This window comes from Delftia sp. WSY_22 (assembly GCF_043104185.1).
Classification (GTDB): domain Bacteria; phylum Pseudomonadota; class Gammaproteobacteria; order Burkholderiales; family Burkholderiaceae_C; genus Comamonas; species Comamonas tsuruhatensis.
The window spans coordinates 199,877-223,254 of record NZ_JBICKN010000057.1 but is presented as its reverse complement, the minus strand read 5'-3'; the positions used below and the strand labels follow the sequence as shown (position 1 = coordinate 223,254).

The window sequence follows — 23,378 nt, the reverse complement described above, 5'->3', positions numbered from 1 at the left end:
TGCACCGATGCTTGAGCTTCGACCCAACTGCGAATGCTGCGACAAGGACCTGCCGCCAGAGTCTGCCGAGGCCCGCATCTGCACCTTCGAGTGCACGTTCTGTGCCGGCTGTGCGGATCATGTGCTGCACGGCGCCTGCCCCAACTGCGGTGGCGAGCTGGTGGCCAGGCCGCGCCGGCCGGCGGACAAGCTGGAGCGGTATCCGGCCTCGACGAAGCGGGTGCTCAAGGCCGGTGGCTGCGCTGTACGGGCCTGATCAGAGCACAGGCCTGGCTCTGCGGCCACGGAACGCAGCCTCCACCACCAGCACGGCTGCAAAACCCATCACATAGGCCAGCACATCCCACCAGTCGGCCGTGCTGCCCAGCACGATGCGCAAGGCGCGGTTGGGAATGTGCAACTGGAAGGTCGATGCCAGGAACTGGCCCAGCTCCACCAGCAGGCCCACGCACAGTGCGGCCGATGCCAGCGTCAGCACGCGCGCGGCGATCACGGTCTTGAACACGGCATAGACCCAGGCCACGGCCAACACGTCGCCGAAGAAGCTGCGCACCCAGCCCCAGCGTGCGCCGACGGTGGCCAGCAGCACGAGCAGGACAAACAGGGCCACCGCCCACACCAGGGAAACAGGATCAAAACGCCATCGCATGGCCGCCATCATCGGGCCAAAAGCGGGTCCGGTCAGCGAGCCGGGTGCGCAGTGCCTTGCGCAGCGGTGGCCAGCGGGTGCGCTATCCCGCCATCGCCGTAGCTGCCCACCACCTGGGCGATCACCACCTGGTAGCCCTTGAGCCAGCGCGCCTGCTGCCGCTTGGCCTCTATATGCGCAGGGTGGCGCATCAGCTCTTGCAGCGCCTCCCAGGTCTGCCAGTAGTAGACGTTGGAGACCAGGCCTGTGGCGGGGTTCTCCCAGGCCTCTTCGCCCAGGTAGCCGGGGATGGCGCGGGCGATCGCGGCGATCCGGCCGTCAAGGGCATGGAACTGCGCGTCGTATTCGCCCGGCGCGAAGGTGAAGGTGGATGTGTACATCGGTGGTTGGCAACCTGTGTGAGGGTGGCTGGCGCTAGATGCGCGGCGCCGCATCCATGGTGCGGGCCAGCGGCTCCTGTCCGCGCTCGCGCAGCGCGCCGATGGCGCCGTCCAGGTCGCGGGCCTGCCGGTTCTGGCTGAGCTTGGCCTTGCCCTCCAGGCGGGTGATGCGGATCTGCAGGCCGACGATGGCCTGCAGCATGCCGTCGATGAATTCACGCGGCGAGTCGGACATCTTCCAGGGCTGGGCCTGCGATGCCTCATGGACCCGGGTGAGCCGGCCGACCAGGCCGCGCACGAATCTCTCGTCGTCATGGATGCTGATTTGCCCGTGCACATGCACGGCCTCGTAGTTCCAGGTGGGCACCAGGCGGTGCGTCTCGTGCTTGCTTGGATACCAGCTGGGCGAGATATAGCCTTCGGCACCACGGAAGATGACCAGCACCTCGGCGCCGTCGCGGCACTGCTGCCAGATGGGATTGGCGCGGGCCACATGGGCGCTCAGCGTGCCCATCTCCCCTGGGGCCGCATCCAGCAGGAACGGCAGGTGGTTGGCGTCCAGCACGCCGTTGGCCTGGGTGACGAGCGTGCCCAGGGGGTGGCTGCGGATCAGGCCGTGCAGGCTGTCGGAATCGGTGAGGGAGAAATGGGCGGGCGTGTACATGGAGCTTGGTGCAACGGTGGACCGGCATCGGGGGAAACCGGACTATCCACCATCCCTGGCACAATGAAAAATCCAGTTTCGTGATTTTTTGGAAGACCAGTTGAAGTCCCATTTCGCTGCCGATACCGGGGCTGCGCCCGGCGCCCGCCGCATCCACGAATGGCTGAAATCCCAGATGGCCGACGGCAGCCTGGCCGTGGGCGCGCGCCTGCCTTCCACCCGCGCGCTGGCGCTGGACCTGGGTGTGTCGCGCACCACCATCACGGCGGCCTACGAGCAGCTTGCGGCCGAGGGCTATCTGGAGACTGCACAGGGCGCCCGGGCGCGCGTGGCAGCTGGCGCGGAGCAGCGCAGCCGCGCGCCCCGCATTGCGGCTGCGGCGCAGGATTGCCGTTCCCGCCTGTCTTCCTATGGACGGCGCGTGGATGCGCTGGCGCAGGCCCAGCCCGCTCGCGCCGGGGATGAAGGGCCTGCCGTGATCGACTTTCTGTACGGCGCCCTGGCCTTTGATGACTTTCCCACGCTGGCCTGGCGGCGCGCCTACAACCGCGCCATCGTGCAGCGCCAGTCCTCCCTGTCCTACGACGCGCCCGAAGGCGAGCCGGCGCTGCGCATGGCGCTGCAAGGCTATCTGCGAAGGGCGCGGGGGCTTGTCTGTTCGGCCGATCAGATCGTGGTGGTGCAGGGCTCGCAGCAGGCCATCGACCTGTGCGCGCGCGTGCTGGTCGATCCGGGCGAGACCGTGCTGATGGAAGAGCCCTGCTACCTGATGGCGCGCCGCGTGTTCGAGGCCCAGGGCGCATGCCTGCAGGAAATGGCCGTCGATGAACAGGGCCTGGATACCTCGGCGCTGGTCGGGCGCCAGGCGCGTCTGGCCTATGTCACGCCCTCGCACCAGTTTCCGCTGGGCGGCGTGCTGCCCATAGGCCGCAGGCAGCAGTTGCTGGCCTGGGCGCGCGCCACGGGTGCCTGGATTCTGGAGGACGACTACGACGGCGAGTTCCGCTACGGGCTGCGTCCCATCGACGCCCTGCAGTCCATTGACGAGGTGGGTTGCGTCATCCATGTCGGCACTTTCTCCAAGGCCTTGTCCCCGCAGATGCGCATGGGCTACCTGGTGCTGCCGCCGTCCCTGGTGCCCGTGTTCCGGGAAGCCCGTCGGCTGGCCGACCGGCATGCGCCGCGCCTGGACCAGCTGGTGCTGGCCGCGCTGATCGAGGACGGCAGCTACGAGCGCCATGTGCGCGCCGTCCGCCGCCGCAACGAAGGCCGCAGGGCGGCATTGCTGCAGGCGCTGGAGCGGCACCTGCCGGGCGCGGTGCAGGTCGAAGGTTCGGCCTCCGGCCTGCATGTGGTGGCCTGGGTGCCTGCCGTGCACCAGCGCGATGAAATTGCCCTGGTGCGTCTGGCGCGAGAGCGCGGCGTGGGCGTGCGCCCCATCTCGCCGCTCTATGCGGCCGGTGACGCCCATCGCCGCCAGTCCTGCGCCGGGCTGGTCCTGGGCTATGCGAGCCTGCAGCCTCAGGCCATCGAGCAAGGGGTGCGCAGGCTGGCGGGCGTGGTCAGTCAGTGGCAGACCCAATCCGCAACGCAAAAAAGCCCGTGACCGGGGTGCCGGTTCACGGGCCTTGGGTGCCGACGCCTCTAAAGGCGCTTTGCCCAGCGCGGTCTTACTGCTGCTTGACCGCTTCGATGGACATCACCAGGCGCACTTGCTTGGGGAAGCCGTAGTCCACGCCGTAGTTCACGCCGAAGGCGGTGCGGTCGATCACGGCCTCGAAGTCGCCGCCGCAGGTCTCGCGCTTTTGCAGCATGGCGTTGGGGTAGCAGGTGAACTTGTTGGCCTTGATGGTCACGGGCTGGGTCTTGTCCAGGATGGTCAGCTGGCCGGTGACTTCCTTGAGCTTGTCGCCGTCGAAGACGAACTTGTCGGAGACGAACTTGGCCTGGGGGAACTTGGCCACGTTGAAGATGTCGGCGCTCTTGAGGTGCTTGTCGAAGGCGGCGGTGCCCGAGCTCAGCGAGTCCATTTCCAGCACGACTTCGACCTTGCCGGCCTTGGCGTCACGGTCGAATTCCACGGTGCCGCTCTTCTTGTCGAAGCGCACGCGGTTGGTCGAGGCACCGTTGTGGTCGATCTCGAACGTGGCGAAGGTGTGCGTCGGGTCGATGGCGTAGGTTGCGGGAGCCGCCTGGGCAGCGGTGGCGAACAGGCCGGCAATGGCCAGGGCAAACACGGAAGTGCGCATGAAAGAACTCCTAGGTTGGGGTTGCACGAAACGGAAAAGAAAACGGCCAATCCTGGGCAAGAGTGCCGCTTACAGCTTGCCCACGCCGGTCAGGGCCAGCTTGAATTGCACCTGGACCTCGTCGGCCACCATGGAGGTATCGCCCCATTCGCCTTCGCCGATCTTGAACTGCAGGCGCTTGAGCGGCAGAGTGCCGGTGGCCGTGGTCGTGGTGCCGGACTGTGCCAGTTGCACGGGAATGCTCACGTTCTGGACCTGGCCCTTGATGCTGAGCTTGCCGTCCACCTGGTACTTGCCGCCGCCCAGCGCCTTGACGGCCGTGGAGTCGAAGACGGCCTGGGGGAATTTGGCGACATTGAACCAATCGGCCTTGGGCAGCTCGGCATCGGTTTCCTTGGCGCCCATGGTGGCGCTGCCGGTGTCCACGGTGAAGCGGATCTTGCTGGTGTCAGGCTTGGCCGTGTCGAACTGGACCTGGGCGTCGAATTTCTTGAAGTGGCCCTGCAGGGGCACGCCCATCTGCTTGGCCGTGAAGTTCACGGCGCTCTGGGCGGGAACGAGCTTTTGCTCGGCCAGGGCCGCCTGGGAGGTCAGGGCCGCAGCGGCCAGGGCAATGGTGGTCAGCGTGGCGGAAAAGCGCATGGCAGGACTCCTTTGGGGGGCGGGAAACATTCGATCGGGGATGGCTGGGGCGCGCGCAGCGCGGTGCGCAGGCCCTGGCTGGGGGAGAAAACTCAGGCGCGGCCCGGCAGCATGCGGGAGATGAGGCCGTCGCGGTCGATGAACTGGTGCTTGAGGGCGGCGCCCACATGCATGGCGATCAGCGCGACCAGGGCCCAGGCCGCCCAGCCGTGCAGGGGCTTGAGGGTTTCGGCCAGCTCGGGGCTTGCGCTCACGAAGTCGGGCAGGGGCAGCACGCCGAGGAAGACGATGGGAAAGCCGGCCGCCGAGCTGTAGGCCCAGCCCAGCAGGGGCACGGCAAAGAACAGCAGGTACATGGCGTGGTGGGTGCCGTTGTGGGCCCAGTGCTGCCATTGGGGCATGGCGCGGGCCACGGCGGCGGGCAGCTCGGGCGGGCGATGGGTGATGCGCCAGACCAGGCGCAGCAGGCTCAGCGTCAACAGCGTGACGCCCAGCCACTTGTGCCAGTTGTAGAGCTTCAGGCGCGAGGGCGAGAACGGCAGGCCTGTCATGTACCAGCCCAGGGCCAGGGCGGCGATCAGGCCCAGGGCCAGCAGCCAGTGGGCAGCCATGGCCACGCCGTTGTAGCGCGTGGCTTTGGGGGAGGATTTTGCTGGCGCGTTGGCGCGGGCTGAGGACTCTGTCATGGATGGCGGCAGGCTTTGGAACCGTTCAGGGCCCCTGCAAAGGGGCCCTGGATGGCAAGAAAGGGTGCGGTGCGCTCTGCGTGGACTTCGTGCACTGCGGACAACGTGCAGTGTAGGAAGCGGCAAATCCAAAAGAGTTCAGCGGTATTGACGGCTCGATTCAAAAAAGATGAAGGCTCGCCGTGCCGCGCGGAGGGCTCAGGGCCGGGTCGGATCGGCAGGCAGCACGACCACGGACTGCGCTGCCTGCTTCCAGGCGGCAGCCGCTGCATCGGCATCGCCGCGGTGCTCGGCCATCAGGGCCAGGCGCTGCCAGGCGCGGGTGCGCAGTGCGCTTTCCTGCAGGTGGGGGGCTGCGCGCAGCAACAGCTGCTGGGCCTTGCCCCAGAGCTGGCGCTGCACGCATGCCATGCCGGCCAGGTATTGCAGGCGGGCTTCGCGCGGATGGGCATTGCTGGCCGCCTCGATGCGAGCCAGCCAGGCGCCGTCCAGGCCGTCCAGGCAGGGCTCCAGCACCTGGACCAGGCGCGGCAGGTGGGATTCGCTGCGCGGGCCTGCGTGGGACAGCAGGCGCTCCCACACGGGCAGCAGCCAGGCACGGGCCTGCGCGGCCTCGCCGCCCAGGGCCATGAGGCGCGATGCGGCCGGCAGCGCAATCTCGGGCATGGCGCGCTCTTCCGTGTCCAGCGACAGCCAGAAGTGCTGCAGCTGCGTGGTGTCGCGTGCCTCGTTGATGCTCTCCAGCACCAGGCCGCGCACCACGCTGGCGGCGGCCGCAGGCGAGAAGGCGCGGTGCTTGGCCAGCAGGCGCGCCGTGTCCAGCGCCGTCGATGTCTGGCCTGCCAGGCGCGATGCCTTCAGGCGGATGCGCAGCGCGATCGTGCGGCGTGCCGCGCCCTGTGGCAGTTCGGCCAGGCGGCGCAGCGCGTCGGATGCGTCGCGGTCGTCCAGGGCCCAGCGTGCCGCGCGCATCTGTGCGCCTTCGCGCATTTCCTGCTCCTGGGCGTTGCCCTGGGCCGGTGCGTTGGCCAGGACCTCACGCCAATGGTGGTCGCGCTGCTGGCGGTCCTGCAGTGCATGGGAGGCATCGGCGGCCACCATGTGGGCGGCGGCGCGCAGCCGCATGCCGTGCGGCACGGCGGCATGGGTCTCGGCCAGGGACTCTTCCATGGCCAGGGCCGCCAGCGCGGACTTGCGTGCGCGCAGGAAGCGGCCGGCCTGCTGGTGCGACAGGGCTTCCAGCAGGCTGTGGTGCATGGCGCGCTCTTTCTGCTGGCTGCGCCAGCGCCGCGCCTGGTGCGGCATCTGCAGCAGCGCGGCCAGCGCGCGCAGCGCGGCATACAGCAGCACGAAGGCCAGCACGATGATGGCAATGGCCAGGTTCAGTGACAGGTCCAGGCGGTAGGGCGCCCAGAACAGGGTCACCGTGCCCTGGTTGGAGCCCGCGAACAAGGCGGCCGCAACGGCCATGCCGAACAAACCGATCAACCACAGTGCAGCGCGCATTCGTCTGTCTCCCGGCTGCTCAGCGGCCTGCGGCGGCTGTTGCCAGCGCCGCCAGGGTTTCTTGCAACGCCGGCTGTTCGGTGGTGCGCAGATTGGCCTGGATCTGTTGCAACTGGGCCTGCACGATCTGGGTGCGCCGCGCGGCAGGATCAAAGTACTTGTTCACGGCCATCCCGGAAGCTGCCAGGTCGGCCCGCGCCGCATCCCACTGGCGCGACAGCAGGGCCAGGCGCGAGTTCAGCAGCTTGAGCTTGAGGTTCTCGCGCAGGAAATAGGCCTGTTCCGGCGCCAGCAGGATGGCGTCCGGGTGGTCTATGCGGCTGACGCGCAGCAGGTCCTGGGCTTCTTCGCGCACGGCCGTCCAGCCGCGCTCGCCCCAGGATTGCCACCAGCGCCATTCGGTGGGGCTGCCCTCGATGGGGGCGGGCTCGGGCTGGCGGGCCGCCTGGCCGGCCACGCCGCGATGGCGGCTGGCGCGGGGCTGGGCCACGGCGTTGAGCAGGGGCATTTCGTCGACCAGGCGCACCAGGTCCTCGATGCGCGTGAGCAGGCCGGCGGTGTCGGTCACGCTCATGCGGGCCAGCCGTTCCAGGTCGCGGTCCAGCGCGCGCATGACCGGGGCCAGCCGGGGCTGGGCGGCGCGTTCAATGCGCTGGCGGGCGTTCTTGAGCGTGGCCACCAGCGGCTGCAGGCTGCCGGACAGCTCGGCCTGCTGCTGTGCCAGGCGGATGGACGATTCGATGTCCACCACCAGGTTTTCGTCGCGCGAGCGCGACATGCTTTGCAGGAGTTCGTCGAGCTGGGTGCGCTGCAGAGACAGCTCGGCAATGCGCGCCTCCATGACCGAGGTGCGCGCCGCGCTATCGCGGGCCAGGTCCTGGGCATCGCGCGCCAGGGTGCGGGCTTCGACCGACTGGGAGCCGGACTGCGCGGACTGGCGCGCCAGCTGTTCCTGGATATTGCCCAGGCGCTGCCACAGCATGCCGCAGGCAATGAGCGCCGCGACGGCCACGGCGCCCACGCCGTAGACCAGGGCCGAGGAGCCGCCGCGCAGGTCTGCAGCGGGGCTGCTTTGGGCGGAGCCGGCTGCGAAGGCTGCTGCGGAGGATGCGGGCGTTAGGTCCTGCGGGGTGGGGCGGTCTTGCGCTGCGTCGGAACTCATGGCGACGATTCTATCGACGCAACCACGTCCTCCAGAGCGGGCCGGCATTGCTTGACATCTCCGAATCCCATGTGTCTTGCCTGGGCAGCGATTCGCTCGTGCGTAGCGAGCGCTCGCGCTTTTTGCCACGATTGGCCCGGCAGGAGCTGTTGCAGGTTGGCAACGGATTCGGCGCTGCTGAGCAGCCACAGCGTGCCATCTTCGGCCGCCAGGCGTGCCAGTGCCGTCTGGGCTGCATCCCAGGCAGGCAGTTCGCGCTGGTACACGGCCAGCATTTCGACCTGGGCACCTGCCTCGCGCAGTCGGGCGGCCAGCCAATCGCGGCCGGCGCCTGCCGTGGCCGGCACGGTCCTGGGCGCTCCTGCCTGGCTGTCGCCACGCACGATGAGCACGCGGTCGCCCGCATGGATCTGGTCATGCACGCGCTGCCATAGCGTTTCGGATTCGAACTGGGCGGCGTCCGGTGGCGGGCCGTCGATCTGTGCTGGCGCAATGCCCAGGGCCAGCAGCGCCTGGGCGGTGCCGGGGCCGGGCGTCCAGGCGCGGGTGGAGGCCGGAAGCCGTGCGGGGTCGGTGCCGAAGAAATGCTGGACGGCGTTGCCGCTGACGAACATCACGGCGCGGTAGCCCGGGCCTTCGCGCAGCGCGTTGCGGGCGGCCTGCAAGGCCTGTTGCGTGGCCGCATCGCGGCAGGGGCCTATGGCCATCAGCGCCAGCGGCTGGGCCGGAAGGCCCCGGGCCTGCAGCGCATCCACCCACGCGGCCGCGTCATGGGCCGGGCGGGTGACGAGTATGCGCGGTGGCATGTGGGCGTGCCGTCTAGAGCTTGGGGACCGGCTGGGCGCCCGCCGCCTGCAGCAGCGCAGCCACGTGCTGGCCCAGTGCGTCGGCACTGGCGAAGTCGGTGACGGTGGCATCGGCGTGCACCTGCACCAGCGGCAGCCGGCCTTCCGGGTCTCCCCAGGCTGCGTCCAGGCGCAGTTGCTGGCCGTCGAAGGTGCCGTGCGCCGCCAGCGGCATGGAGCAGCTGCCGCCCATGCAGCGGCTGACGGCGCGCTCGGCGGTCACGGTCAGCCAGGTGGTCTGGTGGGCCAGCGGGGCCAGGGCGTCGATCAGGTCCTGGCGGTCGGCGCGCACCTCGATGCCCAGCGCGCCCTGGCCTGCGGCCGGCAGCATGCCGGCGGGCTCGAACCTGGCGCGGATGCGGTCGGCCAGGCCCAGGCGCATCAGGCCTGCGGCGGCCAGCACGATGGCGTCGTAGTGGCCTTCGTCCAGCTTGCGCAGGCGGGTGTTCACGTTGCCGCGCAGCGGCTCTATCTTCAGGTCGGGGCGCAGGGCCTGCAGCAGTGCCTGGCGGCGCAGGCTCGATGTGCCGACGACGGCGCCCTGCGGCAGCTCGGCCAGCGCGGCGTAGCGATTGGAGACAAAAGCGTCGCGCGGGTCTTCGCGTTCCATCACGCAGGCCAGCACAAAGCCTTCGGGCAGCTCCATGGGCACGTCCTTGAGCGAGTGCACGGCGATGTGGGCGCGTCCTTCTTCCAGCGCCACTTCCAGCTCCTTGACGAACAGGCCCTTGCCGCCCACCTTGGACAGCGTGCGGTCCAGGATCTGGTCGCCCTTGGTGGTCATGCCCAGCAATTCCACTTCATGCCCCCGGGCGCGCAGCAGTGCCTGGACATGCTCGGCCTGCCACAGTGCCAGCTGGCTCTCGCGCGTGGCGATCACGATGGAGTGGGGGATCAGTGGTTTGGTATTCATCAGGAGCCTCGGGGGGAGCGCGGGATGCTAGCATGCTGCGCCGCAGTAAACCCGGCACCAGGACCGAAGCCCAAGCAAACCGATACGCTGACCGATTCCAGGAGATTCGTTGATGGCCACCGCCCCCCGCAAGAGCAATGCGCGAGATGACAGGCGTGATGACAAGCCTGTCCGCAAGACGGACAAGGACCTGCCGCTGATCGAGGACATACGCCTGCTGGGGCGCATTCTGGGCGATGTGATCCGCGAGCAGGAAGGCGTGGCGGCCTTCGAGCTGATCGAGCAGGTGCGCCAGCTGTCGGTGACCTTCCGCCGCGATGCCGACGAGACCGCCGACCGCGCGCTCAAGCGCCTGCTCAAGGGCCTGACCACGGACCAGACGGTGAGCGTGATCCGCGCCTTCACCTATTTCAGCCATCTGGCCAACCTGGCCGAGGACCGCCACCACATCCGCCGCCGCGCCGTGCACGAGCGCGCGGGTAACACGCAGGAAGGCAGCATCGAAGTGGCGCTGGCGCGGCTGCGCTGGGCCGGCATCTCGGCCGGCACCGTGGCGCAGACGCTGGCCAGGAGCTATGTGGCGCCCGTGCTCACGGCCCACCCCACGGAAGTGCAGCGCCAGAGCATCCTGGTGGCCGAGCGCGACATCTCCCAACTGCTGGCCGCGCGCGAGGACATCGTGGCCCGCGCCCAGCTGTACAACAGCGCCAAGGACGCGCTCACCCCGCGCGAACTTGAACGCAACGAGGCCCAGCTGCGCGCCCGCGTCAGCCAGCTGTGGCAGACACGCCTGCTGCGCTACTCCAAGCTCACCGTGGCCGACGAGATCGAAAACGCGCTGTCCTACTACGAAGCCACCTTCTTGCGCGAGATTCCCAAGCTGTATGCGCAACTGGAGCAGGAGCTGGGCAACACCCTGCCCGTGCACAGCTTCCTGCGCATGGGCCACTGGATCGGCGGCGACCGCGACGGCAACCCCAATGTCACGGCCCAGAGCCTGGAGCTGGCGCTGTCGCGCCAGGCCGACGTGGCGCTGCGCCACTATCTGCGCGAGGTGCACTACCTGGGCGGCGAGCTGTCGCTGTCCCAGCGCCTGGCCGATGTCACGCCCGAGATGCAGGCGCTGGCAGAGCGCTCGCCCGACACCAACGAGCACCGCTCCGACGAACCCTACCGCCGCGCGCTCACCGGCATCTACGCGCGCCTGGCCGCCACGCTCAAGGTGCTGACCGGCGGCGAGGCCGCGCGCCATGCCGTGGCGCCGCAGAACGCCTATGCCTCGCCCGAGGAGTTCCTGGCCGACCTGCGCGTCATCGACGACTCGCTCAGCCGCAACCATGGCGAGGTGCTGGCGCCCCAGCGCCTGCGTCCGCTGATGCGCGCCGTGCAGGTTTTCGGCTTCCACCTGGCCACCGTGGATCTGCGCCAAAGTTCGGACAAGCATGAGGAGGTGGTGGCCGAGCTGCTGGCCACCGCGCGCCTGGAGCCCGACTATTCGGGCCTGCAGGAAGACGCCAAGTGCGCCCTGCTGGTGCGCCTGCTGGAAGAGGCGCGGCCGCTGCGCGTGGTGGGCGCCGACTATTCCGAGCATGCGCGCGGTGAACTGGCCATCTTCGAGGCCGCGCGCCGCCTGCGCGCGACCCTGGGCGCCGAGGCGATACGCCACTGCATCATCAGCCACACCGAGTCGGTCAGCGACCTGCTGGAAGTGCTGCTGCTGCAAAAGGAGGCCGGGCTGCTGCGCGGCACGCTGGACGACGGCGCCGTCTGCGACGTGATCGTCGTGCCGCTGTTCGAGACCATCGGCGACCTGCGCAGCGCCGCGCCCATCATGCGGCGCTACTTCCAGCTGCCCGGCGTGGCGGCCATGGTGCAGCGCAGCGGCGGCGAGCAGGACATCATGCTGGGCTACAGCGACAGCAACAAGGATGGCGGCATCTTCACCAGCAACTGGGAGCTGTACCGCGCCGAGATCTCGCTGGTCGAGCTGTTCGATGATCTGGCCGACAGCCATGGCATCAGCCTGCGCATGTTCCATGGCCGCGGCGGCACGGTGGGCCGTGGCGGCGGCCCCAGCTACCAGGCCATCCTGGCGCAGCCCCCGGGCACCGTGCGCGGCCAGATCCGGCTGACCGAGCAGGGCGAGGTCATCGCCTCCAAGTACGCCAACCCCGAGATCGGCCGGCGCAACCTGGAGACCCTGGTGGCCGCCACGCTGGAGGCCACGCTGCTGCAGCCGACCAAGCCGGCCACGCGCGCCTTCCTGGACGCGGCGGCGTTTCTGTCCGAGGCCAGCATGGGTGCCTACCGCGCCCTGGTGTACGAGACTCCCGGCTTCACCAGCTACTTCTTCAGCAGCACGCCCATCCGCGAGATTGCCGAGCTGAACATCGGATCGCGCCCGGCTTCGCGCAAGCCCTCGCAGAAGATCGAGGACCTGCGCGCCATTCCCTGGGGCTTCAGCTGGGGCCAGTGCCGGCTCACGCTGCCGGGCTGGTACGGCTTCGGCGCGGCGGTGCAGGCCTTCATCGGGCAGCCGGGCAAGGATGGCAAGGCCCAGCTGGCCCTGCTGCAGAAGATGTACCGCCAGTGGCCGTTCTTCCGCACCCTGCTGTCCAACATGGATATGGTGCTGGCCAAGAGCGACCTGAACCTGGCCTCGCGCTATGCCGACCTGGTGCCGGACGCACGCCTGCGCCGCCGCATCTTCAGCGCCATCGAGGCCGAGTGGCACAGCACCGTCGATGCGCTGGCGCGCATCACGGGCGACAAGCAGCGCCTGGCCCACAACGAGGCGCTGGCGCGCTCCATACGCCATCGCTTTCCCTACATCGATCCGCTGCACCATCTGCAGGTGGAGCTGGTGCGCCGCTGGCGCGGCGGCCAGACCGATGAGCGCATCAAGACCGGCATCCACCTGTCGATCAATGGCATTGCGGCCGGCGTGCGCAATACGGGCTGATCGAGGGCGCGAGCGGGCCGGGAGGCCCCTCGCGCCGCGATGCGCAGGGCGCCGGCCGGCCGCCGTGTAGGATGTGCTTCGGACAGGGGCGCATGACTCCTGCCGGGAAGTGAAGGGTGGGAGCTTATGGGCAACAAGACGCCATGGCCGGGGTTCCCGGACATGCAACTGTTCCTGACGCAGCGCCTGGCCAGGCTGGCCGGTGCCAACTCCATGCGGGCCATACGCGAAGGCCTGCTCTGGCTGGTCCCATGCCTGCTGGTCTCGGCCCTGTTTCTCATACTGTCGGCGCTGGCGCAGATGTCCGGCCAGCCCGAGCCCGTGGTGCAGCTTCTTGCGGGCCTGCATGCGCAGATCGGCAGCATCCTGCCGCTGCTGGTGGCCGCCTCCATCGGCTACATGCTCTCCATACGCCACAGGCTGCCGCGCCTGCCGGTGACCTTTCTGTGCTTTGCCCATGTGCAGATGGCCATCTTCCTGCTGCGCGAGCATCCGCGCGCGGCCGCCACGCTAGTGCTGTTCATCGCCATAGCCTCGCCCCTGATCACCGTGCCGCTGATGGCCAGGCTCAGCGCCATGCGCTGGACGCGCATTGCGCGCACGGGCTTTGTGGGCGAGAACGTACGCGAGGTGATGAACCTGGTCGTGCCCGGCTCCATCGTCGCGCTGCTGCTGGTGGTGCTGCTGCTGGGCCTGCAGCAGGTGCTGCCCGATATCACCCAGGCCGAACTGCCGCTGGCCATCGCCACCCCCGAGAGCCCCTATCGCAGCGGGTTGACGCTGACGCTGCTCAATTCCGTGCTCTGGTTCTTTGGCGTGCAGGGCTACTACGCCATGCAACCCTTCTTCCAGGTGCTGGACCAGGCCGTGCTGGCCAACGCCGCCGCCGTGGCCAAGGGGCTGGTGGCGCCCTGGGCGCTCAACGGCGGCCTGATGGGGTCCTTCGTCTTCATCGGCGGCTCGGGGGCCACGCTGTCACTGGCGCTGGCCGTGCTGCTGTTTTGCAAGGGGCGCGGCCTGCGCATGCTGGCGCTGGCCGCGCTGCCCATCTCCCTGCTCAACGTCAACGAGATCCTGCTGTTCGGCCTGCCGGTCATCCTGAACCTGCGCCTGCTCGTGCCTTTTCTGGCGGTGCCCGCCATCAACCTGGTCGTGGCCGTCACGGTGGTGCAGGCCGGCTGGGTGGCTCCGGCCTCGATGGTGCTGCCCCTGACCGCGCCCGTGGTCTTCAATGCCTACGTGAGCACGGGCGGCGACATGGGCGCCGTGGTGCTGCAACTGGCGCTGACGGTGTTGGGGGCGCTGGTCTATGCGCCTTATGTGCGCTCCATCGACCGGCTGGGCCAGGACGATGGCGCCATCGTGCTGCGCGCGCTGGACACCACGTTCTCCCGGCTGCCCGAGGAGGCAGGCCTGGTCACGCGCGATCCGCTGGTGCTGGCGCACGAGACCCAGGCCCGGCGCGAGACCATGCTGTCCCATATCCGCCGCATCAGCGAGTACGAATTCCACCTGGAATTCCAGCCCCAGGTCTCGCACCGCAGCGGCTTGTGTCTGGGCTGCGAGGCCCTGTTGCGCGCCCACGATTCGCAGGGCAGGCTGCAGCAGCCCGGCGGCTTTCTGCGCTGGCTGGGTGATGCCGGCCTGATGCGCGAGGTCGATCTGTGGGTGGCGGGCGCTGCCGTGCGCCAATGCCGGCTGTGGCGCCAGCACGGTTTTTCCCTGCCGATCAGCATCAATGTCACGGGCGCCACGCTGACATCGCCCGAGTACTGCTCGCGTCTGCTGATGCTGCTGGCGCAGGCCAGGGGCCAGGTGGGCGTGGAGATCACGGAGGAAGCGCTGGTGGGCGATGTGGAGGCGATCCGCAAGGCCATAGGCCAGATCCACGCGCTGGGCGCCAAGGTGGCCATAGACGACTTCGGCACCGGTTTCTCGTCCATGAGCTACCTGCACCAGTTCGACGTGGATGCCATCAAGATCGACCGCAGCTTCGTCGTGGCCAGCGGTCATGCCAAGGGCGCGCTGGTGCTGGACGGCCTGCTGCGCTTTTGCGAGGCGCTGCAGCTGAACGTGGTGGCCGAAGGCGTGGAGACCCAGGCGCAGCTGCAGGCCCTGGGCTTCGAGGGCGAGCTGCTGGTGCAGGGCTGGTACTTCAGCCGGGCCCTGCCGGGAGAGCAGTTGCCGCAGTTCGCCAGCGACTGCGCCGCCAGGGCAGGCGGCGAGACGGTCTGAATCCGTGCTGGTGCATCGCTGCGGCGATGCAGGGGCTCAATGCAGCATCAGGGAGCCGGCGCTCTTGCTCTTGCCGGCGCGTGCGGGCGGATTGCACAGGCCGCACTGGTAGTGGCGCTCGTTCTCGTAGGGCTCGGTCACGAACTGGCCCTTGCACACGGAGCACTGGGTGCGGGTCAGCATCTGCGCATCGACAAACTTCACCAGGCGCCATGCGCGTGTGAAGGACAGCAGCGCCTCCAGCTCGGCGGCCTGGATCTGCTCGGTATAGAGACGGTAGGCCTTGGTCAGTTGTTCAACGGCATCCAGCTCGGCGCCCTTGGACAGGTATTCGTAGATATTCAGGAACAGCGAACTGTGGATGTTCTCCTGCCAGGTCAGGAACCAGTCGGTCGAGAACGGCAGCTGGCCCTTGGAAGGCGACTTGCCGGCGATCTCCTTGTACAGGCGGATCAGGCGCTCGTAGGACAGCGTGGTCTCGGATTCGAGCACCTGCATGCGTGCACCCATCTCGATGAGCATGGCGGCACGCTCGATCTGCTTGGACTCGTTCAGGACACTTTTGACGGCGGTGGACATGGCGGGCTCCAGAGTTCTTCGGGCGGATCAGAGGACTTCGGAAACGCGGCTGGCCATCAGGATGTTGGCGTGCAGCGTATTGGTTGCACCGTTGCCGATCTTGTTGCTGCTGTGGTTGGTCAGCAAGCTCCAGACCATTTCGTCGTCCACGCGGAAGCTGGCGAGCAGGGTATTGCGCGAGGCCAGCTTCAGCACCTGGGCTGCCGACAGCGCGGCCAACAGGTCGCAGGATTCTTCGTTCAGTCCCAGGCGGAACACCGCTTCCGCCTTGTCCTGGCGGATCAGGGTCTGGGCCAGCATCAGGTAAGTGAGGTTGGCTTCGCGGATTTCGGCAAGCAGCTGTTCATTGTTCATAGGACCATCCTTTGCATCTCGGCAGCCGCAACACCGGGGTAGAAACAAGATGTTCAACCTGTTGCGATCTGTTGGGATGGATTGTGGAGGAGGGTCCCTGGCCGTTGAAGTCGGGGCAGGTCTGCGCCGGATGTCTGGTTGTGAGACGGCGTTTGTAAGATTTACCTTACACCTGTAGCAAGGTTTGGATGACTCGATTTCGCCCGGCCTCTGCCGTCCGGGGGCCTGGGAGCAGGCCGCTGCAGTGGTGTTGTTGCATGTCGGCCTTTTGACACAGTGCTGTCATTGTGCAGCCTCCCAGGGGCGGGCATAAGCCGAATTAGCCGCGCTCCACCGGCCTCTTCGGGTCACTGCACCACTCGCTCCAGCTGCCCGCGAAAAGCCGTGCCGGCGGCAGTCCTGCAATGCGCATGGCCAGCAGATTGGGCAGGGCGCTCACGCCGCTGCCGCACTGGTGGACCACGCTGGCCGGATCGCGGCCGGCCAGCAGCCGGTCGAACTCGGCGCGCAGCAGGGCGGCGGGCTTGAAGCGGCCGTCGGCCGCAATGTTTTCGGTGAAGGGCCTGTTCAGTGCGCCCGGGATATGGCCGGCCACGGGGTCCAGCGGCTCGACTTCGCCGCGATAGCGTGCCGGCGCGCGCGCATCGACCACGGTCTGGCCGGCGCTGCCCAGCGCATCGAGCACCTGCTGTGCCGTCACCAGCTGCTGCAGCGGCTCGTGCAGCTCGAAGTTGGACTGAAAGCGCGCGCTTTCCTCGCCCGATGCCACGGGCTGGCCTGCGGCCTGCCAGGCCTGGAGACCTCCGTCGAGCACGGCCACATCGCCATGGCCGGCCCATTGCAGCATCCACCACAGGCGCCCGCAGTAGTTGGCGCCGTTGCGGTCATAGACCACGGCCTGCATGTCGTTGGAAAAACCGATCTCCGACAGCCACATGGCAAACAGCTCGCGGCTGGGCAGCGGGTGGCGGCCGCCCGAGGCGGCCTGCTCGCTGGCCGCCACGCTGCCATGTGCGCCGGGCACGCCGTGTTTTGCGCTGAGGTCATGGTCCAGGTCGGCGAAGACGGCGCCGGGAATATGCGCCTGCAGGTACTGCGCCTTGCCGGCCGTGGGTTGGGCCAGGTCGAAGCTGCAGTCAAAGACCATCAGCGGACGGCCGCCGGACTGCAGCACGGCCAGTTCCTGGACGGAGATCAGGGTCTGGTAGGAGGAGGTGTTGGATGTCATGGATGCGGAACTCCGAAAGCCAGCGCAGGCGGCGGTGCGCCTGCGGCAAAAGGTCCGATCCATTATGCGACGGCCCCAGGCGGGCCGTCGCCGTCAGCCGCGTGAACGCAGGGCCGTGGCCAGTGCGCCGCTGGCCACTATCAGCACGATGCCGGCCCAGCCGATCAGCGGCACGCTTTCGCCGAACAGCGCCAGGCTCAGCAGGGCGGCAAAGACGATGCCCGAGTACTGCAGATTGGCCACCACCAGGGTATTGCGGCTGTTGCCGGCCGAAGCGTAGGCCGCCGTCATGCAGACCTGGGCCACGGCAGCCAGCACGCCCACGGGCAGCAGCCACAGCGCGCGCCAGCCCGGCCAGGCGGACACGCCCGTGAAGCACATGGCCAGGGCGCCGGCCACGGCCGAGCCCAGTGCGAAGTAGAAGACCACGCGCGCCTCGGGCTCGCCCATGCGCGACAGCGTGGCCACCTGCATATAGGCCATGGCGGCGAACACCCCGCCGATCAGGCCGCCCGCGCTGGCCACGAATTCCTGCGGCGCCGCGCTGGGGCGCAGCACCAGGATCACGCCCACGAAGCCCAGGGCCACGGTGGCGACCAGGCTCCAGGGAAACGGCGGCAGTGCGCGCAGCGCATGCGATTCGGGCTGGCGGCGCAGCTGGTGGCGCAGCAGCAGGCCCTGGCCGATCAGAAACACCGCCATCCAGATGCTGCTCATGGAGTTGAAGGTGGCGGCCGTGGCCAGCGGCAGGTGGCCGATGGAGTAGAACCAGGCGCCCATGGAAGTCACGCCCACGAAGCTGCGCCAGGCATGCTCGCGCGGGTAGCGCGTGGCCAGCGAAATGCCCTGGTGGCGCGCCAGCCACCACAGCGCCACCATGCTGACCAGCCCGCGGTAGAAGACGATCTCCGCCGCGTTGAAATCCTGGGAGGCGAACTTCACACACACACTCATGACCGCAAAGACGAATGCGGCCGCCACCATCCACAGGGCTTGCATATTAATGACCGGATAGAGCCGCACAAGGACCGCGGCGCTGGACGAGAAAAGGGTTGGGTTTTGTTTTTGGCGCATGCCGCCTGGCTGTCTACGGCCCGGGGCCGCGGCAGGGGCACGCGCAAGGCACTGTATTGCATAAGCCAAGACATTGGATCTGCCTCGGGATGCATTGCAGTCGCCAGCCCTGCCCATTGGGCACACCAGGGCGCTTGCATTCAGAAGAGCTGTGCGGCGGGCCTGCCGCTCGATGAAGGCGGCCCGATGCAGGAGGCCCAATGCAGACGGCCCGCACGAATGCGGGCCGTCGGAAGAGCCGGAGCCGATCAGCGTGCGGGGACTGCGTCGCCCATCACGCCGCGATACCACTCATGGAAGTGCTGCATGCCGTCTTCCATGGGGCTCTGGTAGGGGCCGACCTCGTTGTCGCCGCGCTCGTACAGCGCCCTGCGGCCGGCGTCCATGCGCTCGCCGATCTCGTCGTCCTCGATGCAGGTCTCCATGTAGGCGGCCTTTTGCGCCTGCACGAATTCGGGCTCGAAGGCGGCGATCTCTTCGGGGTAGTAGAACTCGACCACGTTCAGTGTCCGGTCCACGGCCAGCGGGTGCAGGGTCGAGACCGTGAGCACGTGCGGATACCACTCCACCATGATGTGCGGGTAGTAGGTCAGCCAGATCGCTCCGCGTTCGGGCAGCTCGCCGTTGCGGTAGGCCAGCAGCACGTCGTGCCACTTCCTGTAGGTGTCCGAGCCGGGCCGGGCAAAGCCGGGCGCCACGCCCACGGTCTGCACCGAGTACTCCCTGGAAAACTCCCACTGCAGGTCATCGCAGGTCACGAAGTTGCCCAGGCCCGGATGGAACGGGCCCACGTGGTAGTCCTCGAGGTAGACCTCGATGAAGGTCTTCCAGTTGTAGTTGCACTCGTGCATCTCGACATGGTCGAGAACGAAGCCCTCGAAGCTCAGCTGCTCGCGCAGCTTCATGCCGGCGAGGTCGGCCTCGATGTCGCGGCCGTTGTCCTCGAACAGCAGGCCGTTCCACTCGCGCAGCCGGTAGTTGTTCAGGTTCAGGCAGGGATCGTGGCTGAAGTGCGGTGCGCCCAGCAGCTCGCCGCTGGTGCTGTAGGTCCAGCGGTGCAGCGGGCAGACGATGTTGCCCCCCGCATGGCCCTTGCCTTCGGTCATCAGGTTGCCCCTGCCCTTGAGCATCACGGCCTGGCGGTGGCGGCAGACGTTGGAGATCAGCTCCACCTGCCCCCTGGCGTTGCGCACCAGCGCACGGCCTTCCTTTTCCTGGGGCAGGGCGTAGTAGTCGCCTATCTCGGGAACGGCCAGTTGATGGCCCACGTAGCGCGGGCCGCGTTGAAAGATGGTCTCCAACTCACGCTGGAACAGCGCAGGGTCGAAGTAGCTGGAAACTGGTAGTTGGCTTGCGGCCTGCTGCAGTTGAAGACTTAAATCAGACATGGGTGACCTGACCTAAAGACTCCCCACAGGGAGGGTGCGCGTGCGCACGGGATTGGAAAAAGCAAAACCGGCCGTTCCTGGACATGGAGACAGGCTTCACGACTTGAAAACAAGCGGCGCCCGAGGCGTCCTGTCTTGTCGGTGAGCCCGACCGCATGCCTAGGCAAGGGGCCGGTTTGGCGGGGAATGGGATTATAGCCCGTGGGGTTATTTCCGGATGCCCGGTACGTGTATTGCAAGCGGCCGATGGCGCCTGTCAAGGGCTGTCCGGTTATTGGCGGCGCGGTCGCGGAGGGACGCCTAGAATCGTCGGTTCCCCACAACGCACTGCCAACGCCACATGCCCAAGGCTGCCCCCAAGGCTCCCGCCGAGCCCACCAGTTACGAATCCGCGCTGCAGGAGCTGGAGCAGCTCATCGCGCAGATCGAGTCGGGCCAGCTGCCTCTGGAGCAGATGCTGGCCGGCTACCAGCGCGCGGCGCAGCTGCTCGGCTACTGCCGTGGCCAGCTCGACGCGGTGCAGGAGCAGGTCAAGGTGCTTGACGAGGGGACCCTGGCCCCTTGGAGCCAGGATTGAAGATTGCCATGAGTGCCCTGATGACTTCCGCTTCCGATGTTTCCCAGGCGCCGGGCCTTGGCGCGCTGGATTTTCCCTGCTGGATGAACGACCGCCTGGCGCGCACCGAAAGCGCGCTGTCCCAATGGGTGGGCGTGGATGCGCCGGCCGGCCTGGGCGAAGCCATGCGATACGCCGTGCTCGATGGCGGCAAGCGCCTGCGCCCGCTGCTGGTCTGGGCTGCGGCCGAGGCCGTGGCCGGCCTGCCGTCGGCCGCCGTGCGTGCCGGCTGCGCCGTGGAACTGATCCATGCCTATTCGCTGGTGCACGACGACATGCCCTGCATGGACAACGACGTGCTGCGCCGTGGCAAGCCAACGGTCCATGTGCAGTTCGGCGAGGCCTCGGCCCTGCTGGCCGGCGACGCGCTGCAGGCGCTGGCCTTCGAGCTGCTCGTGCCCGCGCCCGACGAGGCTGACGGCATGCCCGATGCGCTGCAGGCACGGCTGTGCCGGCTGCTGGGCCGTGCCGCAGGCGCGCAGGGCATGGCCGGTGGCCAGGCCATCGACCTGGCCAGCGTGGGCCTGCAGCTGAGCGAGGCCCAACTGCGCGAGATGCACCGCCTCAAGACCGGCGCCCTGCTGCATGCCAGCGTGCTCATGGGCGCAGCCTGCAAGGAGGGCGTGGATGCCCAGGCCTGGCAGGCGCTGTCCGACTACGGGCAGGCGCTGGGCGTGGCCTTCCAGGTGGTGGATGACATCCTCGACGTGGTGGCCGACTCGGCCACCCTGGGCAAGACGGCCGGCAAGGACGCGGCCAACGACAAGCCGACCTATGTCTCGCTGCTGGGCCTGGACCAGGCCCGCGCCCATGCCGACGAGCTGTGCGCCCTGGCGCACGCGGCGCTGGCGCGCAGCGGCCTGCCGGACACGCGGGCCCTGGCGGCACTGGCCGACATGGTCGTGAGCCGCACTCACTGACAATGAAGCACCCCCTGAGTCGCTTCGCGCCTTCCCCCTCTCTACCCGCTTCGCGGGGGAGGGGGACGACACCCTCGCTGCGGGGCGGCCCTTGCTCGGTGTCCCTTGGTGGGGGCGCGCTACTTGCAAGGGTGGCGTTCGATGCCACAGGCAACTGATACGAAAATATGGGCGATGGTCTTGCGGCCATCAAGATATCTAGCATGACCACGAACACCTACTCCCTGCTGCAGACCATCGACGATCCCGCGGATCTGAGGCGTCTGTCGCGTGCCGAACTCAAGACCCTGGCCCAGCAGCTGCGTGCCTATGTGCTCGACAGCGTCTCCAAGACCGGCGGGCATCTGAGTTCCAACCTGGGCACGGTGGAGCTGACGGTGGCGCTGCATGCGGTGTTCGACACGCCCTACGACCGCGTGGTCTGGGACGTGGGCCACCAGACCTATCCGCACAAGATCCTCACGGGCCGGCGCGAGCGCATGGCGTCGCTGCGCCAGTTCGGCGGCCTGTCGGGCTTTCCGCAGCGCGCCGAGAGCGAGTACGACACCTTCGGCACGGCCCACTCCTCCACCAGCATCTCGGCCGCCCTGGGCATGGCCCTGGCCGCCAAGCAAAAGGGCGAGGACCGCCGCGCCATCGCCGTCATCGGCGACGGCGCCATGACGGCCGGCATGGCCTTCGAGGCGCTGAACAACGCCGGCGTGACCGATGCCAACCTGCTGGTCATCCTCAACGACAACGACATGAGCATCAGCCCGCCCGTGGGCGCGCTCAACCGCTACCTGGCCCAGCTCATGAGCGGGCAGTTCTACGCCAAGGCGCGCGACATGGGCAAGAGCGTGCTCAAGCAGGTGCCGCCGCTTCTGGAGCTGGCCAAGCGGCTGGAGCAGCAGGCCAAGGGCATGGTCGTGCCGGCCACGCTGTTCGAGAACTTCGGCTTCAACTACATCGGCCCCATCGACGGGCATGACCTGGACTCGCTGATCCCCACGCTGGAGAACATCAAGAGCCTCAAGGGCCCGCAGTTCCTGCATGTGGTCACGAAGAAGGGCCAGGGCTACAAGCTGGCCGAGGCCGACCCCGTGGCCTACCACGGCCCCGGCAAGTTCGACCCCAGCGTGGGCCTGGTCAAGCCGGCCACGCCCCCGAAGCAGACCTTCACCCAGGTCTTCGGCCAGTGGCTGTGCGACATGGCGGACAAGGACCAGCGCCTGGTGGGCATCACCCCCGCCATGCGCGAGGGCTCGGGCATGGTGGAATTCCACAAGCGCTTTCCGGGCCGCTACTACGACGTGGGCATTGCCGAGCAGCATGCCGTCACCTTCGCGGCCGGCATGGCCTGCGAGGGGCTCAAGCCCGTGGTCGCCATCTACTCGACCTTCCTGCAGCGCGCCTACGACCAGCTGATCCATGACGTGGCGCTGCAAAAACTGCCCGTGGTCTTTGCGCTGGACCGTGCGGGCCTGGTCGGCGCCGACGGCGCCACGCATGCCGGTGCCTACGACATCGCCTTCGTGCGCTGCGTCCCCCACATGAGCATGGCCTGCCCGGCCGACGAGCGCGAATGCCGCCAACTGCTCACCACGGCCTACGAGCAGGACCATCCTGTGGCCGTGCGCTACCCGCGTGGGGCGGGCGTGGGCGTGGCCCCGCTGGAGAGCCTGCAGGGGCTGCCCTTCGGCAAGGGCGAGGTGCGCCGCGAATCGGCGGCGAAGAAGGTCGCCATCCTGGCCTTCGGCACCTTGCTGTATCCCGCGCTGACCGCAGCCGAGGCGCTGGACGCCACCGTGGTCAACATGCGCTGGGCCAAGCCGCTGGACGAGGAACTGCTGCGCCAGGTGGCCTCCACGCACGAGCTCATCGTCACCGTGGAAGAGGGCTGCATCATGGGTGGCGCAGGCAGCGCCGTGGCCGAGTCGCTGCAGGCTGCCGGCATCACGCGACAGCTGCTGCAGCTGGGCCTGCCCGACGAGTTCATCGAGCACGGCGATCCCGCCAGGCTGCTGGCCCTGCAGGGGCTGGACGCGGCCGGCATCGAGGCGTCGGTGCGCGCCCACCTGGCGCCCGAGCGCGCCGTGGCCTGAAGATGGGACGGGCCTGTGCCCCGCGATGGGGCGCATCGCGCATGCCGAGCAGGACTACGCGGGGGAAAACCCCGTCCGCGCTTGCTTTGCGGCGTTTTTAGAATCGATACCACCTGATACAGTGTGAATGCACGTGCGAACGTGCGTTTTTTTTGCCGCCGGGCCCCCAAGGCAGAAGCGGCCCCTCGGAGGGGCAGCGGACCTTGCGCAGCAAGGGGTGGTGGTGGCTTTTTCTGACTGAC

The 23,378-nt window shown here is 68.1% G+C and carries 22 protein-coding genes; 7 read left to right on the top strand and 15 right to left on the bottom strand.

What is annotated here, in order from left to right:
• The first annotated feature begins 7 nt into the window (after positions 1 to 7).
• Positions 8 to 256, top strand: a complete 249-nt coding sequence (locus tag ACF8NF_RS25020) for a DUF1272 domain-containing protein (RefSeq protein ID WP_012204142.1) — start codon at positions 8 to 10, stop codon at positions 254 to 256.
• Here the strand turns inward: ACF8NF_RS25020 and ACF8NF_RS25015 are convergent, their stop codons facing one another.
• The 3 genes from ACF8NF_RS25015 to ACF8NF_RS25005 are packed head-to-tail and all read right to left on the bottom strand — an operon-like array spanning position 257 to position 1,693.
• The gene (locus ACF8NF_RS25015; RefSeq protein WP_016448949.1) at positions 257 to 661 is read right to left on the bottom strand and encodes a DUF2809 domain-containing protein; all 405 of its coding nucleotides are present in this window, start codon (positions 659 to 661) and stop codon (positions 257 to 259) included.
• A 20-nt stretch (positions 662 to 681) separates the two neighbouring features.
• On the bottom strand, positions 682 to 1,029 hold the full coding sequence (locus tag ACF8NF_RS25010; protein ID WP_392451486.1) for an antibiotic biosynthesis monooxygenase family protein: 348 nt from the start codon (positions 1,027 to 1,029) through the stop codon (positions 682 to 684).
• 34 nt (positions 1,030 to 1,063) lie between these two features.
• Positions 1,064 to 1,693 (bottom strand): FMN-binding negative transcriptional regulator, encoded by a 630-nt coding sequence (locus ACF8NF_RS25005; protein ID WP_203399819.1) that lies wholly within the window; start codon positions 1,691 to 1,693, stop codon positions 1,064 to 1,066.
• Between the two features lie 100 nt (positions 1,694 to 1,793).
• Between ACF8NF_RS25005 and ACF8NF_RS25000 the strand changes: the two genes are divergently transcribed.
• Positions 1,794 to 3,299 (top strand): PLP-dependent aminotransferase family protein, encoded by a 1,506-nt coding sequence (locus ACF8NF_RS25000; RefSeq protein ID WP_244386643.1) that lies wholly within the window; start codon positions 1,794 to 1,796, stop codon positions 3,297 to 3,299.
• A gap of 64 nt (positions 3,300 to 3,363) precedes the next feature.
• Here ACF8NF_RS25000 and ACF8NF_RS24995 read toward each other — a convergent pair whose 3' ends face one another.
• The 7 genes from ACF8NF_RS24995 to hemC form a co-directional block, all read right to left on the bottom strand.
• Positions 3,364 to 3,942, bottom strand: a complete 579-nt coding sequence (locus ACF8NF_RS24995) for a YceI family protein (protein ID WP_016448945.1) — start codon at positions 3,940 to 3,942, stop codon at positions 3,364 to 3,366.
• Between the two features lie 69 nt (positions 3,943 to 4,011).
• Positions 4,012 to 4,584: a YceI family protein gene (locus ACF8NF_RS24990; protein WP_016448944.1), complete on the bottom strand. Its 573-nt coding sequence runs from the start codon at positions 4,582 to 4,584 to the stop codon at positions 4,012 to 4,014.
• A 92-nt stretch (positions 4,585 to 4,676) separates the two neighbouring features.
• Entirely contained in the window at positions 4,677 to 5,270 is a 594-nt protein-coding gene (locus ACF8NF_RS24985) for a cytochrome b (RefSeq protein ID WP_034365387.1), read from the bottom strand.
• A gap of 198 nt (positions 5,271 to 5,468) precedes the next feature.
• Positions 5,469 to 6,776 (bottom strand): heme biosynthesis HemY N-terminal domain-containing protein, encoded by a 1,308-nt coding sequence (locus tag ACF8NF_RS24980; RefSeq protein ID WP_046986500.1) that lies wholly within the window; start codon positions 6,774 to 6,776, stop codon positions 5,469 to 5,471.
• A 19-nt stretch (positions 6,777 to 6,795) separates the two neighbouring features.
• The gene (locus ACF8NF_RS24975) at positions 6,796 to 7,938 is read right to left on the bottom strand and encodes a uroporphyrinogen-III C-methyltransferase (RefSeq protein WP_034399587.1); all 1,143 of its coding nucleotides are present in this window, start codon (positions 7,936 to 7,938) and stop codon (positions 6,796 to 6,798) included.
• Positions 7,935 to 8,744 carry a uroporphyrinogen-III synthase gene (locus tag ACF8NF_RS24970; protein WP_034365390.1) on the bottom strand — a complete coding sequence of 270 codons (810 nt, stop codon included), beginning with the start codon at positions 8,742 to 8,744 and terminating at the stop codon, positions 7,935 to 7,937. The genes ACF8NF_RS24975 and ACF8NF_RS24970 overlap by 4 nt, the downstream gene beginning before the upstream one ends.
• Positions 8,745 to 8,757: 13 nt before the next feature.
• Positions 8,758 to 9,696: a hydroxymethylbilane synthase gene (gene hemC / locus ACF8NF_RS24965; protein WP_392451485.1), complete on the bottom strand. Its 939-nt coding sequence runs from the start codon at positions 9,694 to 9,696 to the stop codon at positions 8,758 to 8,760.
• A 112-nt stretch (positions 9,697 to 9,808) separates the two neighbouring features.
• Between hemC and ppc the strand changes: the two genes are divergently transcribed.
• Together ppc and ACF8NF_RS24955 are read left to right on the top strand one after the other, a co-directional pair.
• Positions 9,809 to 12,658, top strand: a complete 2,850-nt coding sequence (ppc, locus tag ACF8NF_RS24960) for a phosphoenolpyruvate carboxylase (RefSeq protein WP_017406380.1) — start codon at positions 9,809 to 9,811, stop codon at positions 12,656 to 12,658.
• A 126-nt stretch (positions 12,659 to 12,784) separates the two neighbouring features.
• Entirely contained in the window at positions 12,785 to 14,893 is a 2,109-nt protein-coding gene (locus ACF8NF_RS24955) for an EAL domain-containing protein (protein ID WP_016448937.1), read from the top strand.
• Positions 14,894 to 14,929: 36 nt separating this feature from the next.
• On the opposite strand, the gene flhC is transcribed toward ACF8NF_RS24955, so the two are convergent.
• From flhC to ACF8NF_RS24930, 5 genes are all read right to left on the bottom strand, one after another.
• Complete coding sequence (gene flhC, locus ACF8NF_RS24950; RefSeq protein WP_016448936.1) at positions 14,930 to 15,472, bottom strand: flagellar transcriptional regulator FlhC; 543 nt, start codon at positions 15,470 to 15,472, stop codon at positions 14,930 to 14,932.
• A 27-nt stretch (positions 15,473 to 15,499) separates the two neighbouring features.
• Positions 15,500 to 15,826, bottom strand: a complete 327-nt coding sequence (flhD, locus tag ACF8NF_RS24945; RefSeq protein WP_012204159.1) for a flagellar transcriptional regulator FlhD — start codon at positions 15,824 to 15,826, stop codon at positions 15,500 to 15,502.
• Between the two features lie 319 nt (positions 15,827 to 16,145).
• Positions 16,146 to 17,054 carry a sulfurtransferase gene (locus ACF8NF_RS24940; RefSeq protein WP_343740285.1) on the bottom strand — a complete coding sequence of 303 codons (909 nt, stop codon included), beginning with the start codon at positions 17,052 to 17,054 and terminating at the stop codon, positions 16,146 to 16,148.
• 93 nt (positions 17,055 to 17,147) lie between these two features.
• Positions 17,148 to 18,053: a DMT family transporter gene (locus tag ACF8NF_RS24935; RefSeq protein ID WP_016452492.1), complete on the bottom strand. Its 906-nt coding sequence runs from the start codon at positions 18,051 to 18,053 to the stop codon at positions 17,148 to 17,150.
• Positions 18,054 to 18,376: 323 nt separating this feature from the next.
• A complete protein-coding gene (locus ACF8NF_RS24930) occupies positions 18,377 to 19,516 on the bottom strand; it encodes an aromatic ring-hydroxylating dioxygenase subunit alpha (protein WP_016448933.1) in 1,140 nt (379 codons plus the stop codon).
• A 340-nt stretch (positions 19,517 to 19,856) separates the two neighbouring features.
• Between ACF8NF_RS24930 and xseB the strand changes: the two genes are divergently transcribed.
• From xseB to dxs, 3 genes are all read left to right on the top strand, one after another.
• Positions 19,857 to 20,093, top strand: coding sequence for an exodeoxyribonuclease VII small subunit (xseB, locus tag ACF8NF_RS24925; RefSeq protein WP_016448932.1), 237 nt, complete (start codon positions 19,857 to 19,859; stop codon positions 20,091 to 20,093).
• Between the two features lie 8 nt (positions 20,094 to 20,101).
• The gene (locus ACF8NF_RS24920; RefSeq protein ID WP_016452491.1) at positions 20,102 to 21,052 is read left to right on the top strand and encodes a polyprenyl synthetase family protein; all 951 of its coding nucleotides are present in this window, start codon (positions 20,102 to 20,104) and stop codon (positions 21,050 to 21,052) included.
• A gap of 203 nt (positions 21,053 to 21,255) precedes the next feature.
• Positions 21,256 to 23,136, top strand: a complete 1,881-nt coding sequence (dxs, locus tag ACF8NF_RS24915) for a 1-deoxy-D-xylulose-5-phosphate synthase (protein ID WP_017405740.1) — start codon at positions 21,256 to 21,258, stop codon at positions 23,134 to 23,136.
• Positions 23,137 to 23,378: the final 242 nt, after the last annotated feature.